This window comes from Escherichia sp. UTM R2 (assembly GCF_048593455.1).
Classification (GTDB): Bacteria; Pseudomonadota; Gammaproteobacteria; order Enterobacterales; family Enterobacteriaceae; genus Escherichia; species Escherichia coli.
On record NZ_JBFWDY010000002.1, the window covers coordinates 3,626,930 to 3,641,864 of the forward strand.

Consider the following 14,935-nt stretch of genomic DNA (forward strand, 5'->3'; position numbering starts at 1 on the left):
ACCATTTCGTAAGTCGTAGATGCTATCCGATCCCTTTAAGCAATAATTTAATGGTGCCATTAATCACCACCTCCTATGGAGGTGGTTTAGGCAAAAAAAAGCAAATTATCATCCTTTCAATGTTTTTCAACTATTGAAGAAAGAAATCCACAGTCATGAGGCTTATCAAAACCAGAGGTGCTTTTGACATATTCAGTAATCAGCGCACCAATAATCTTAACTGCATCTTTGTTAGTTGTAATGAAGCCCAATGGCATCGTCACAGGCAGCGTTTCTGGTTGAGAAATATGATAGATAACGGCAGATAACTCATCCTCAAGATGAAGGATCTCAACATTACCATCTAACAATCCTTCAACTAGCCCTTTAGCGCACGCGTGGAATTGCCCAAGTTCATGCTTCCACTGTTTGGCAACCCAGGCATCAGCTGCATCCTGGACGGGTACGTACAGCACCGGTTTATACAGCCGCTTATCCTTCGTAGCCGACCTGTTAAGAAAATCGCTCAGGCTTGAGATAAATCGGACGCTCTTTGACCAGTAGGGATCTGATGGAGCTACCCAGACGAACGGGCTACCGCCATAATCGGTTTTGTCTCTGATACGCTGATTGAGCACCGGTGCCAGAGCTTTCTGCAGCTTTTCCCAGTTGTTTTTAGAATAAACCGGGCCTAAAAAAGTCGTCCTGCCAGAGTCTGAGTATTCTTCCAGCGCCTGCATATCCTTGATAAATAATGGATTAAGTTGATTCGTTTTAGAGTCAAACAGCTTAAGCGTAAGGTCATCGTTTATGGATACCATGGCCTTAAAAATACTCATGGTATTGTTATGCCGTGATAACCTAGCTATCTCAACAGCCATTAACTCATGAACACATTCCGAACTGTTTAACTGTTCATAGTCTTCACGCTCGACAGCCTTACCATCGTTATCCATTTTAAATTCCGTTGTTAAACGGAGCGGTATTTGCCGCAGCTTATTAACAGAATTAACTGTATAGATAGAAGGTTGTTCTTTACCTCCCTGAACCTGCAAGTGAGACAGATAACCTTTATCCAAGATTTGATTAAACTGGTACTGAAAGTGCTTCTCAACCAGTTTCTCACTTTGAGAAATGTTGTTGTCATCAACCTTTAATGTTAACCCTCCCCTCCAGTGGTCCTGGAAAGTTTGGTTGCTGAAGCAGCTAAATGTGGCTAAATCAAAGGATAAGGTACCACCACTGTCCTGGATAGTTGAAAGGTGCGGTATCTCGCCAACCTCAGAAAAATAGCCATTTGATTTGTCGGTTAAAGTCAGTCTGCCGTCTGAGGAGAGCGTCAATTCGCCACGCTGCACAAGATCGGAAATCGCCTCCTCTGTCTCACGGTGGGTCAGGCCGAAATAGGTTGCTATTTGTGCTTTGCTCATCGAGGCTACATGAACAAGTCTTAGCACAAACTCCCGGATGAATGGCAGCCCCTTCTGGGAAACATAGGAAAACTGAATGTTAAACCTCTGTGCGGGCAGCAGGAAGTCAACCTCGTGATAGGTTACTTTGTTATCAGATATCATTTCTTTTTGCCTCCCTGCTGAGCGGAGAGGAACCTGTATCCAGCTTCCTGACCTCGTTCAGCCATATAACTTACAACTGAGCCTAATGGTAGTTCTTTATTGTTTCCCTTCCAGATATCGGCATTACCCACAATCAACAGGCGATCCATTGCGCGTGACATCGCAACATTTATACGGTTTGGAGCTCGTAAGAAACCTGGGCTATGCTGCTTATCCGAACGCGTCAGTGACAGGATGATGATCCGGTTTTCCTTACCCTGATAACTGTCAACAGTGTCAATTTTAACAATGTCCTTAAATCCCTCGCTCCAAATTTCCTGATTGAATTTCTGACGGAGCAGCCGCTTTTGTTCGGCATACATACATATCACGCCGATAGCGGCTTCATCTTTATTAACGAGATTTGAAAGCTGAGCGACAAATTCTTCATTCTCTGATACCTGTTTAAGAACAGAAATAATCTCGTCAGCTTCACATCGGTTGTAAATGCTTGTTCCGCGATCTTCAAGATGATGTGCCCGGTGGCCCAGATTAGCAGTATCAAGCCAGGTTACGACGCTACATAACGCTTCTGGAGCGTGCTGATAGACATCCGGAATTGCCCGTTCTCCATTCAGAAGCTTCCTGTCATAGAATGTCTTCGATACGAGATCACCAATCGGTGGAGCCATACGGTACTGGGTCAGCAGAGCTGCACTCGCTTGCGCACCATAAGCAGAGTTGAAGGCACGGGCAAAGTCACTTCGTAATACCTCGTCAATTTCAGTGCGAGAGTTATTGATACCCAGCTTTCTCGCTAATGCCGCTTTGTGGGCATCTGAGTACAACGGGGGAAGCTGCAGGTGGTCACCCACCAACAGGATGCGTCGGGCCGACTGCATTGCAATGGCCAGCTCACTTGCAATTGAGCGTGCTGCTTCATCAATAATCACCCAGTCGTAGATATTCTCCTGAATGCCAATGTGCCCTTGTCCAATACCAACACATGTGCCAGCCACTAACTGCCTGGAACGCGAATAAAACTCGTCCAGATTCACTCGCTCTCCCGACATAGCATCCTGCATATCACGGGATATTTTAGCTAATGCCTTTACCCGTCGTGCCTCATCCGGTCTGACGCCATAATCCTTACACAGCCTGGAAATTAGAATGTCTTTTGCTGCAGAGACCTTCGCGTCTTTATCCAGGTTAATCCCATACTCCTGACTCAGCCTGGAGCGGATGGCAAAATCGAGTTCGACTGCAATATCTTTCAGTTCACCGATCTCTTTTGAATCCGTTAAATCGTTAACTTGATAGAGCAATTTCTCAAGGTGATCGATTTGCCTGAACAATCTGAGTTCCGCAAGTACAACTCCCGAAATAAACCCCGGCTCCAGACCAATGGCTTCACTCAACGCTTCAACACGGTACTTAATTTCAGCATTAAATAGTTCACGCTTCTCCGTTGTGATCGCGTTTGAATACACATCTTTCAGGCCAGGGGAAACGGCCCCTTCCCTGTTGCTGAACCTGACAACGTCCAGCTCTGTACCAAGCCGGGAACAGTGCTTTCTGATGCGCTCGGCCGCTGTATTTACAGCCTCGTGTGACTGGCTGACCAGTAAAATGCGTTTGGTATTCTGCTTTTCGATCAGATAGTGGACAAAGGCCGCGATAAACTCGGTTTTACCGGTCCCCGGCGGCCCCTGCAGGAGGGAAAGAGGGCCATTGTTGACCAGTTTGTTAAACGCCTTTCTTTGCTGTTCATTCAGACTAATCTTGTTTCCGTGCTGATCTTCACGGTCGTATCTGGCAAAATCGTCATCGCTGAGAGTGATACCATAATTTTGAGCCATCTGTTTGCAGGATGGGTCGAACAGGTCAATTAAGTCAGGCAGCACACTTTCTCGATCTAGGAGACGTTCCAATGCGCGTTTACGTTTCTGATAAGATGCCCGATCCTGCCTTGTACGGAAGAAGACAATATCAGAATCCTTCAGCCTGTAGGCTGCTGAACGCACTTTGACCAGGCGGATCTCTTTGAGCTCCGACTTCTTAAGTGACACCTCACCTATAAATCGCTCAACACCTTCCTGATCGACCTGTAAGGCTTCGACTTCATCACTACTTCTGAAAGCGCCAAGTGGGTCAACGTCTGCAGAGTAAGGGAGAAGAAGCTCTCCATGAGCATCTGCAACCGGGACCACCTCCCCGCTGACTTCAATGTTTGGATATGATTCTGTTTCAGTATCCAGAATGGCGCGCCACAGCTTCACCGTCGGGATTTCCAGCACTTCTTTTAAATCAGGTTCAAGCGCCTGCTTATCAAGTCTTGCAAAAGCATCTTTTAGCTGAAGCGTAAGCGGATTCTGTTCCTGAACATCTTCAGGTGCGGCAATCAACTCGATTGCCCGCGTAAAAGATTCTTCTTCATTAAGCAATACTGTCAACGCTGACATATCCTGCGGACTACCGGGAATAATCCTGATGCCAGTAACAATTTCGAACTGACTTTCATCAATATCTTGCTTACGAATTGTGGCGCGAGCCCATGGCCTGAAACCATGAATCAGCGTCTTCTGATCCTTGTTGAACACTGCAGTAAAACTGCCACCTATCCCGGTGAAAGTCACTTTTACTTCAGCTGGCACTTTAGGATTTGGCTCAACTTTGACATACAGATGCCCGTTATCAGGCAGGACAGAGATTATTTCATCGGCGTTTCCTACAGTGATATCTATCAGGGGTTGTTCTGGTGCCTGGTCATTACTGTCTATCGCTTTTTTAAACCGGCCCAAATCCTTAAACCCAAAAACCGGATCTTCCAGCTCTGCTCGGATGGCATTCGCAATAGTAGGATAAATGTCTGATTCCTGCCCCCATGACATGCCTAATAACTCGCAGGACATCTTCATCACTGCATAGTTGTCGCGTTCAAAAGAAGTACAATTATCGATGTATTCAGGGCTGTAGCTGTGGTTTTTAGGTTCGTCACCGGACGGTGAAAAATCGGGGATATCGATGAGGAAAAGCGAACGACTCTGTGTCCCAAGCATCACATTGCCTGGGTGGATGTCCCCGTGAGAAACCCCCAGACTGTGTAAGTGCTCAACGGCGGCGACAAACTTATCAATGAGGTCGATTTTTTCATCATTCGGGACGACCATTTTATCCCAGGTTTCTCCCTGTACCTGATCCGTGACCATGTACAGACTTGATGATTTGGATGCGATACCGAATTCACGAATTTGAGGCAGATACGTTGGTTTAACTAAAGAAAGCTGCTCAAGCTGTTTTAGAAATTTCAGAACTTGGAAATTAATTGAAGGATCGTCTCCCTGCCCCCCCACGTTCAGCCAGGCCTTCACGAGTCTTCCACCCGAGATATAGACTTCTTTGTCGGATGTTTCTACCAGAAAGTCATCGTCTTCCCGGTACTGGCGAGAGTGGTTAATACCATGCCGATAAGGATCAAGCTCAGTATCATCAAATGTAGGGATCGCATTGCCCGCAGGTTCGGCTTGTTTCAGGGCATCGAAGAATTCAGTCGCGGAAGCAAATTTTGCAGCAACGGCATCAAGTAATACATCTGAATACCAGTGCTGACTATTTAGCATATTGTCCTGTACTGTCTCAAGACTCTTAGGCGACATGCGCTTACCGCTTAATAAGTGCCACGCTACAATGCCCAGGGCATGAACATCCTGCTGAAAAGGCGTAAGCTCGCCCTCATCAAGCATATCTTTTATCTCGACTGCGCCTACGGATAAAAGCTTACGGTAGTCGCCGACCGTTCCGGCTGGCCGGTGGTACGCCGAAATAAAGTTCGAAAGTGCGACTTCTTTTGAAGGTGAAATCCACAGGCTGTGATCGGCGATATCCCTGTGCGCAATTTTCATCTCATGGAGATCGCTAAATTTCGCAATGAGCAGTTTGACCACATTCAAACGGTCCATATCAGAAAAGGCCTTGCCATATTTTCCGATAAATTCATTAAACCTGACATGGCCCGGCGGAAGCTCATAGACTTCGCAGTACTCTGCCGTCACCTCGTCTTTCTGGAAACTCGTCAGAGACCTCAGGCAGTGGTTATACAGGTCACGGTTCTGGTGATTGATGTGCTGTAACACTTCGCGCTCACGTGAAACGATCTCAGCTCTTCCTTCCGGCGTGTACGCTTTCGTTCCTTGGATGTTCCGGAAATTCCATATTCTGAGCAATGCTTCGCTATTTGCTGATATTTCTGATTTTGCCAAGTATTCCCGATACACCTTTTTAGGATGTTCGAAAATCATATCCTTAGCTTCGAAGCCATTAACCCTCAGGGCTTTTGGCGCTGTCTGAGGCCCTAAGAAAAGGTTATCAAAAAGGGGAAAATCTTTGTTTAGAACCTGGGAGCCTGGATGGGGTCTGAAGTAGTTGTTGAATGTGTTGCGATCAGCAAATTTAAGAAAATCTGTTAACGAGATTGTATGGTGAAGTTGTTCTTCCGGTAACTCACTGAAGTCCGCATTGCCAGTCATCACAACAAAAAAATGTACAAATGGAACATAGCCTTTGTTCGTAAAACGGTCTGCCAGACGCTTGAGTTTATTGTCCAACGTGAACTTTTTGCCACGGGTCACGCTTACCGGCGAGCGTCCCATGTTCTTATCACCCTTATACCAAGTCTCTCCGCGCGCAGTTACGGGTTGATGGTTCCAGTCCTTCAACTCAACAATGATCACATTACAATGCGTAACAATGACTAAATCAAATTCACCTTCTTTTTTTGCCTCAACAAAACGAAAACCTGCATAACCTTTCCAGGGGAACATTCCGTTGACGGTATAACCATATCTTTGTAGCTGCTCGCCAATAGAACCTCCACGAACAGGCTTGTCAGACTTGGATAGATTATCCGAAAACGCAGCCTTTATTTTCTCAATAGCTGCCACTTCTTGCTCTTGTAAACCGCCATCCCACATTTCTACTTCCAACGGAATCCCCCCTAGGACTTCAAACTGATTTATCTAGTGATCCTGACTAATCATCTCAGTAGTGCTTTGTAGTTTAAGTAAACAATGCCCACTATCGCCGTTATTCTCTCTGGAAGTAATATACCTGCGAACTGTATTGGTGATTTTCATCATAATGCGTGAATTCTGTCCTATGCCTTCACCAGCTTCGCAGACATGGGGTCATAGACATACCCAATGATGCTACCATCCTTGATACGTGCTACAGCCTCATCGATGACGAATAACGGAACGAGAAACCATTCCTCGGGCTGCACTGGATGGCCGAAACGGTCATTAATGGTAATGTTAAGCCGTGCGGGTGCGAACAACCTGTGAAACAGGTTTTCCATCCGGGTGCGGTTGATGCCTGCAAGCTTGTATGAAGCTACCACCTCGACCTTCGCTAACAGATAGGTGGAATCGTGTTCCGCATTGGCAATACGCGCCTCAACTTTGCCGCCAGTAACTCCAATCTTGTGAATGACATCACGATGTTCAGCTACATAAGGGTTATCAGATAGCGAACGCAACACATAAATGGTGCCACTTTCTAGATCGCTCTCTTCTAGAGCATCGCTGAATAAAGGCCCCATGTCTGGATCGGTAATTCGGCGTGCTGTTTCGTCTTTATACAAAGCACGAACCAGTGACAGCCGAAGTAGGTTGCTTTCCGTACCATTCGAGTAAATGACACGCAGCCGAGCATCTTTCTTCCCCTGTGGCGAATCGAACTCTTCACCTTCCTCAGCCACATAAGCCGTTTGACCATCTAGGATGAACCAATGGCCCACTTCAATCGTTGCATACTGTCCAAAAGGTCGGGTCACTCTTAACCCTGAACTTAGATCACTGCGCACCTGTTCAAATAGCGGTTTGAATGTATCAAAATCCTCGCACGGCTTGCGATCCGCGATCCCTTGTACAGCACGCTTTTCGGCGCTAGCACGAACATGACGCAAGACTGTGATATCGTCCTCGCTGGTAACATCCGCCAGTTCGGCAGCCAAATTATCGATATCGATAAATTCGTCCGCTGACTCCGCTCCATCCCCCCCTCCGGCCAACAAGCCCTGATGATCCAGCGGCTCTAGCAAGGCACGGCAGTCTGGGAGACTGCGTAGCCGGTCGAGCCGCACTGCATAGAGGCGCTCAAAGATCTCACGCTCTTCGCCGTGTTGCGGCGCACGTCCATGTTGGTCAGCGAAGCGCTGGATTTCCTCAAAACCTGCGATGATGCGTTCCTCGCTGGCTGGACGTCCTTTTTTCTTCTCCGGTGGTGCAAATTCAGCAAGTTCTGCCGCCAAATCGTCTAAATCAGAATTACTCATAACGTCCCTCCGCCCTAAAACGCATAAACGCGGCTGCACCTTCTGCAAGGTGCTTTTCCCAGGCATCCGCCGAAGTTAACGATGGGAGTCGCCCACGTTCACGTTTAAATTCAGCAGCACGCTTGGCGATCACTTTGGCATCTTCAGGCGTGATCGAGGTACGCTTGGCCGAGATGGCCGCCGCGACCTGCTTCAAGCTATCTTCGCTCATTGTCTTAGCAAGTATGGCGTAGGCTTCACCAAAGGGATTGATGCGGTCGATAAGGTCTATGTCTAAATCGCGTACGTCCATCGCAAAGCGACGCACTCCGTCAATAAGGGCAGTATTGAGCGTCCCATCGTTCTCGCCGTTGACAATACGCTTGGCCTGCTGCGTGAGGTTAAGGGCGGCGATAGCATGCTGACGTACAGCTTCCTGATCTTCAGCATCAAGTTCAGGATACTTTTCTTTGATGATCTTACCCATACGAACCTGTGTTAACTCTTCAGGGATCAGCTCTTCATCGAACAGACCTCGTTCGATGGCGGGCTTATCCTGCACAAAGGCCGCGATCACTTCGTTTAAATCTTCCTGGCAGATGCGTGCCGCTTCTTTGCTCTTGGGCTCGGCAAGTCCCTTAATCTCGATTTGATACGTCCCTGTCTGCTCATTAACACCAAAATTGCAGCTATCCGGGTCATATCCTCCATCACCATAATCAAAGCCTGGAGTCGGGCCGCTTTCTGGATTCTTGGGCTTAAACTCGAAGCGCGGAGCCAGTACCTGCTCCATCAACAAGCTCGCCGCGATAGCTTTCAAGGTATCGTTGACTGCCTCAGTAACTGCGCCCTCTACAGCGTCCGGCTCGGCGATCAAGTTAGTAAATCTCGCGCGGGTTTTACCCGGAGCGTCACGAGTGGCGCGACCGATAATCTGCACGATCTCAGTCAGGCTAGCACGGTAGCCCACAGTCAGCGCATGTTCGCACCAGATCCAGTCGAAACCTTCCTTCGCCATACCAAGTGCAATAATGATGTCCACATAATCACGGTCTGTCTTCATTTCTACAGCTCGAAGGCTTTCCTGAATCTTGCCTTGGCTAGTTGGGTCCACCAGATCAGCGATACGCAACATTCGGCCATCGCGGCATTTGACTAACTGGAAACCTGTCGCAGGATCCGCACCTTGCCAATCGCCAAGCGCGCCAAGAATATGTTCCACTTCCTTAATTTTATCCTTCGTGCTCTCGCGCGAATTGACGTTGGGTATATGGATAATGGTCTTCTTGTCAGGATCGAGGACATTAAGGATGTCATCGACGTAGGAGCCACTGTAGAAGAAGTAGCCGATGTCAAGTTGCTTGAGGTATTCGTAACCGTTGAGTTGTTCGTAGTAGGTATAGGTGACGGTATCGAACCTGGACTCATCCTGAGGAGCCAAAACGGCCTCCGCATCACCCCGGAAGTAGGAGCCGGTCATGGCAACGATGTGTGTCTTGTCACGCGCGATGAACTGCCCCAGATGCTGACCAAGCTTGTTATCCGGGTTAGCTGACACATGGTGGAATTCATCGACGGCGATCAGGCGATCGTCAAACGCTTCTACGCCGTAGGCATCGACCGCGAAGCGAAAGGTTGCGTGTGTGCAAACAAGCACCTTGTCGCTACTTTCAAGAAAAGAGCCGAAAGCTCTTACCTTGCCACCGTTGTCGTTACCGGGCGCGTTGCATAGGTTCCACTTAGGTTCGACATGCCAATCAGCCCAGAATCCAAACTGCGATAGTGGTTCATCGTTGAAGCTCGCGCCAATAGATTTTTCCGGCACGACAATGATTGCCTGTTTGATCCCCTGGTTTGCGAGTTTATCGAGTGCGACGAACATCAGCGCACGACTCTTGCCAGAGGCGGGCGGCGACTTTATGAGAAGATATTGTTCTCCGCGCTTCTCATAGGCCCGTTCTTGCATAGGGCGCATCCCAAGGGCATTAGCCTTGGTCGATGCTCCGTTGCGTGCATAAGTAACGGAAACGGATGGTACTGAATTGATCTTGACGCTCATATGTTGGCTCCTTCTTAACTCTTTTTTCCCTTAGCCGGTACAGCCGAGGTGGCCGTCTTGATATAGAGGTCGAACAGCTTCTCAAGCCTCTCGGTATCATTCTTAAAGCGACGGCCGATGTAGATGCGTTCAAGCACTTCGTCGTTGCGAGCATGCGCGGCACGTAGATCAGCGGGCATATTTTCGGGGTCATACAGCTCTGCAATTGTTGCTGGGAAATGATGTTCTCGCGCCAGCAAAATGTCCTCGGCACAGCGTGTTAAGTCTTCCTTATTCTTATCTGTAAGCATTGGCACCGGAAAAGTGTTCCAACCCATTTTGTTTGAGTAACTAAATCGTGTTTCTAGCTTTCCACAGACGGTGCTAATCCAGATTAGATGCAATCTTGATGCTATTAGTGCCAAATTAAACAAAGATCCATCATAGATCGAATAAGCAAGGTTATTTACTGTAGTCCGCTCATCGAATAGAGCCACGGGAAGGTATTCCCGATTCTCAGAACTCCGGATTGGAACAATTATTACCGACTGATTTCCACACTTCATCTCACAAAACTGATGCGGTCGAGTGGCCATAGAACGCGTTGCCTGCCGCTCGCTCTTTAAGCGCCATTCTTTGACTTTATTGATCTGCGCTGAGACTGCTGGAAACGATGTGGCCAGCGCAAAATTCTCATTCTCAATCCAGAGACAGTATCTCTCGCTACCGTTAATTACCTCGCTCGAACCTAAGATTTTGCGCGTGATCGTCTCTCGAACATCCTTTGGGATGCAAAGGGCTTCAATCCCCTTACTATCGAAAATTAGATGACCGCCTTCGTATGGCTGATTACCAAGTACCATCGGGGCGCAGCCAGGAGGAGGATCAGATTTCTTGTTTATAAAGATGTCTGCATTTGGAACCAAGTAGGCATTGATATTATCTACCTCTCTCTCGACTATTCCCTCACCTTGATGCTCAAATAATCTACACTTCGTTCCAAAACTACGCGTCAACCCAATTACAACGACTGTTACACCAGCATTGTGGGTTGCAAGGTTAGACCATTTGAAAGATGTGTACGCGAACGAGATCCTGACACCTAGTCCCATTATCAGTGGCCACAGCACAGGAACTTGGTTCCCTTGACAAATTGAGTTTGTACTGACGAAAGCGGCTGCTCCATTTACATGGGAGAGGTACTCCGCAGTTTTCACGAACCATGCGCTCACGTAGTCGAGCACTTTGAAAGTTCCAGGATATTTAGAAAAGACAAACAATAGATCTGCCTTCTGTTCAGCGGATTGATTTTTGGTTCCTTTATAAGGAGGGTTTCCACAGATATATGTTTCGCTGCCTTCATGTTCAAACTCGATTTCAGCTTGATCAAGTGGAGTTTGCAGGATATCGTCTGAAACCACCTTAACTCCTGAGCCACTCACATCCATTAAGCTATACCAATCGATCCGCAGCGCATTTCCACAAGTGATCCAATTCTCGCTGCGTAGTGGCAAGAATTCGGCCAAGGCCAACTTCTGCCCACGATAGAGTACATCACACTGGTATTCTGCGATAATCAACGCAAGGCGGGCGAGCTCTGCCGGGAAGTCGCGCAGCTCAATGCCACGAAAATTTGTGACCGGAATATCAGATGGGCGATCAGGTTCGCCTCGCCTCCAGTTAATCTCAGCTTCAATGGCACGCATTTCTTTATAAGCAATGACCAAAAAGTTGCCCGAACCACAGGCTGGATCAAAAATGCGTATACGGGCGATACGCTTGCGCAAATTGAGCAAAGCGCGTGGATTTTCGCCCGCATCTTCCAGCTTTGAACGCAGTTCGTCGAGGAATAGTGGGTTCAGTACCTTCAGGATGTTGGGAACACTAGTGTAGTGCATCCCTAATTCACCGCGCTCTTCATCTTCGGCAATTGCTTGAATCATCGAGCCGAATATGTCCGGATTTATTCTGGTCCAGTCCAGATTGCCAACGTGAAGCAGGTAGGAGCGCGCGATACGGCTGAAGCGCGGCACCTCTTCCGTACCTGAGAACAAAGCGCCGTTAACATATGGAAATTCTGCAGCCCAGCGCGGAATACCTACTGCGGCACGCTCATAGTCTGGAGTGTTCATAGCACGAAAGAGCGTGCCGATGACCTCGTGCATATTAGAAGCATCGCGCTCACTCATCTGTGCAATGGTGTCAGTAAAGCGCCCCTTGCCTATGAATATGTCAGTATCTTCAGCAAAAAAACAGAATATTAGACGCGCCATGAACTTATTCATGTCATGACGACGCTCCGCAGTACCCCATTCAGGGTTGTCTTTCAGCAGTTCAACGTAAAGGCGGTTCAGGCGGCTTGTAGCCCGGATGTCAAAGGCGTCTTCGCTGATCTGCCGAACAGTGCTGATACCTGCCAGTGGCAAAAAGAAACCGAAGTGATCGGGAAAGTCTTTAAAGGCACAAGCGACAGTCTGGCCGCTGATGAGGTCTTCAGCTTCGAAGTCTTTTCCATCTGTGGCGAGGATGAATTTGGCCTTGGCTTTGCCTGTTGCCGGGCTGGCCTTGAGTGAAGCAAGCATTTGTGTTACTTGCCCTTCTTCACTAGCCAAAATGTGAATGTTATTGGTCTGAAGAACGCCGCCCAAATCGGACTTATTCGATGCTCCGGCTCGCAAGCGTTTGATAGTCGTTTCCTTGTTACCAAAGGCTTCAAGGAAAGCATAAGGAAACTCTATGGGATCAAAGGGTTGCTCTGCAAGATCCGTGATGGCTTGTTCAATTTCTACGGCGTTCATTTGCTTACAGTTCTCCATTGGCATGTGACCGCCCTGCTGCTACTGGTGTGCAGTGAATTCATGTCATATCCTAGGTTTTCTTGGAAATTTTTGACCGTAAGTTTAACAGAATAGAACCCAGCGCTGTAGCTGATTCAGTCTCAGATCCACGTTTCAGAAAGCCCTATTATGTATTTATGGCGAGAATTTTAGCATTGAGATATTTTCGATAAAATATACATATTTTCAGCCAATTAAAGACTGCTAAATTCATGGTATATGAGACGCTCGCATGTGAGTAACTTCCGTTCTTATTTCTGGTTTTCTTAAAACGTATTAAGGTTGCACCGAATATGGTTTTCCCCGCTGACCCTGACCCGGTTGACTGTTCAGTCAGCTATGACGTCAAGCACATGACGAAGGTAGCTTTCTGGATCCACGCCGTTTAGTTTGCACGTCCCGATCAGACTGTACATCAGCGCTACACGCTCACCTCCGTGGTCTGAGCCGAAGAACAGCCAGTTTTTTCTCCCCAAACTGACCATCCGCAGCGCCTTTTCAGCGATGTTGTTATCGGCTTCTGTCCAGCCATTGCCTGCATAGTGCGTCAGGGCCGGCCACTGGTTAAGGGCGTACGCGAACGCTTTCGCCAGCTCTGAGTGTCGTGACAGGGTGTTCATCTTTTCACGCAGCCAGCTTTCCAGGGATTTCAGCAGCGGTTTCGCTTTCTGCTGACGTTCAGCAAGACGTTGCTCCGCCGGCATTCCCCTTATTTCCGCCCCGATGGCATACAACCCGCCGATACGCTTCAGGGCATCCTCCGTCAGCGCCGACGGCGTGCGGGCGTACACATCGTGGATTTTACGGCGGGCGTGAGCCCAGCAGGCGGCTTCCGTTATCTGGCCACCGCGGTACAACTCGTTGAATCCTGCATACGCATCCGCCTGCAGCACTCCCCTGAAGCCGGCAAGATGGGTCTGCGGGTGGATGGCTTTTCTGTCCGGGCTGTAAGCGAACCACACCGCCGGTGCGACTGCTGACCCGGCGTTGCGGTCATCACGAACGTACTTCCACAATCGCCCGGACTTCGTCTTCTTATTGCCCGACAGCAGCATCTGGACCGGGGTATCATCGACATGGTGTTTGCCGTCGCTCAGGACATAGCCCCGAAGCGCCTCCTCCAGCGGTGACAGCAGCCTGCAGCATGCATCCACCCAGCCCGACAGGAGGGAGCGGCTCAGTTCCACACCCTGGCGGCTATATATTTCAGACTGGCGGTACAGCGGGGTATGCTCTGCATACTTTGAGCCCAGTACCCGGGCCAGCAGCCCCGCTCCGGCGATACCCCGCTCGATGGGACGTGAAGGCGCGGGGGCCTGCACGATAACGTCGCATTTTGTACAGGCGTGTTTTTCCCGCACGGTCCGGATAACCCGGAAGGCGCTGCGCATCAGCTCCAGCTGTTCAGCAGTATCTTCACCCAGCCAGCGCAGTGAATCGCCACAGTCCGGGCAGCATGATGCCGCCGACAACAGCCGTTTTTCGTCACGAGGGAGTGATTCGGGGAACGGTTTACGGGTGCGGGTCTGGCGAAGCGACCACGCTCCAGCCGTTTGGTCAGCAGACACAGCCTGTCGCCGGTAGACCACAGCAATTTTACCTGACTGCCACTGCAGCCCCGGAAGATGAAGACTTGGCCGGACATCGGGTCGTCTTTCAGTGCCGTCTGCACTTTTGCCGCCAGCCCGTTGAAGCCGTTGCGCATGTCGGTGATACCGGCAACCAGCCAGATTTTAGTGCCTGCAGGAAGATTTATCATACAGTCCCTCGCATCAGTTCGCGCAGGACAGTGGTGATGAGTTCAGTTGAGGGATGAGTCAGTGTTATATCTCCGCCCCGACATTTTATGTGACAGGCAGTCTGAGGTGAACAGGATGGCGGTTCGGGCGTTGGGGGAGATGGCTCTGCCCGAAATTGCACGGGTATGAGAGCAGGAAGCGACGATGCGTTTTTCCGTGGGTGGCAGACCCGCCCTTCACGTTGCCAGAGCCTTATCCATTTAAAGAGCAGGTTGTCATTGACATCATGTTGTCGGGCCAGCGCAGCAACACTTCCTTCTTTTTCAAGTGCCAGCCTGACCAGTTCCATTTTAAACTCAGGGGAATATCGTTTTCGGGGAAGTCTTTCTTTGGCGCGCATTAGGTGTCCACCTGCAAATTAAGTGGGGGCTTAAGTTACAGGATAGTGGTTTCAGAGCCAGACGTTTTTGAGACAACGC

General features: G+C 49.0%; 6 protein-coding genes and 2 pseudogenes. All 8 read right to left on the minus strand.

Annotated features, from left to right (window positions below; translation table 11 throughout):
* Nucleotides 1-116: 116 nt before the first annotated feature.
* The gene (locus AB4H76_RS18485; protein WP_053266526.1) at nt 117-1,553 is read right to left on the minus strand and encodes a hypothetical protein; all 1,437 of its coding nucleotides are present in this window, start codon (nt 1,551-1,553) and stop codon (nt 117-119) included.
* Nucleotides 1,550-6,502: an AAA domain-containing protein gene (locus AB4H76_RS18490; RefSeq protein WP_121689849.1), complete on the minus strand. Its 4,953-nt coding sequence runs from the start codon at nt 6,500-6,502 to the stop codon at nt 1,550-1,552. Before AB4H76_RS18490 ends, AB4H76_RS18485 begins: the two co-directional genes overlap by 4 nt.
* A 182-nt stretch (nt 6,503-6,684) precedes the next feature.
* Nucleotides 6,685-7,863, minus strand: coding sequence for a GIY-YIG nuclease family protein (locus tag AB4H76_RS18495; RefSeq protein ID WP_032416088.1), 1,179 nt, complete (start codon nt 7,861-7,863; stop codon nt 6,685-6,687).
* Complete coding sequence (locus AB4H76_RS18500) at nt 7,856-9,901, minus strand: DEAD/DEAH box helicase (RefSeq protein WP_032669192.1); 2,046 nt, start codon at nt 9,899-9,901, stop codon at nt 7,856-7,858. Before AB4H76_RS18500 ends, AB4H76_RS18495 begins: the two co-directional genes overlap by 8 nt.
* A 14-nt stretch (nt 9,902-9,915) precedes the next feature.
* Entirely contained in the window at nt 9,916-12,678 is a 2,763-nt protein-coding gene (locus tag AB4H76_RS18505) for a class I SAM-dependent DNA methyltransferase (protein ID WP_032670757.1), read from the minus strand.
* A 368-nt stretch (nt 12,679-13,046) separates the two neighbouring features.
* Nucleotides 13,047-14,252, minus strand: a pseudogene (tnpC, locus tag AB4H76_RS18510) (IS66 family transposase); the annotation flags it as partial.
* Nucleotides 14,240-14,476, minus strand: a pseudogene (gene tnpB, locus AB4H76_RS18515) (IS66 family insertion sequence element accessory protein TnpB); the annotation flags it as partial. The pseudogenes tnpC and tnpB, both read right to left, overlap by 13 nt.
* Complete coding sequence (gene tnpA / locus AB4H76_RS18520) at nt 14,473-14,856, minus strand: IS66-like element accessory protein TnpA (protein WP_044067157.1); 384 nt, start codon at nt 14,854-14,856, stop codon at nt 14,473-14,475. The gene tnpA and the pseudogene tnpB, both read right to left, overlap by 4 nt.
* Nucleotides 14,857-14,935 lie beyond the last annotated feature (79 nt).

What these genes read in the sequence shown, in the direction of transcription:
- AB4H76_RS18495 (WP_032416088.1), bottom strand. Translation starts at nt 7,863, where the DNA reads ATGAGTAATTCTGATTTAGACGATTTGGCGGCAGAACTTGCTGAATTT.
- AB4H76_RS18500 (WP_032669192.1), bottom strand. Translation starts at nt 9,901, where the DNA reads ATGAGCGTCAAGATCAATTCAGTACCATCCGTTTCCGTTACTTATGCA.
- tnpA (WP_044067157.1), bottom strand. Translation starts at nt 14,856, where the DNA reads ATGCGCGCCAAAGAAAGACTTCCCCGAAAACGATATTCCCCTGAGTTT.
- AB4H76_RS18485 (WP_053266526.1), bottom strand. Translation starts at nt 1,553, where the DNA reads ATGATATCTGATAACAAAGTAACCTATCACGAGGTTGACTTCCTGCTG.
- AB4H76_RS18505 (WP_032670757.1), bottom strand. Translation starts at nt 12,678, where the DNA reads ATGAACGCCGTAGAAATTGAACAAGCCATCACGGATCTTGCAGAGCAA.
- AB4H76_RS18490 (WP_121689849.1), bottom strand. Translation starts at nt 6,502, where the DNA reads ATGTGGGATGGCGGTTTACAAGAGCAAGAAGTGGCAGCTATTGAGAAA.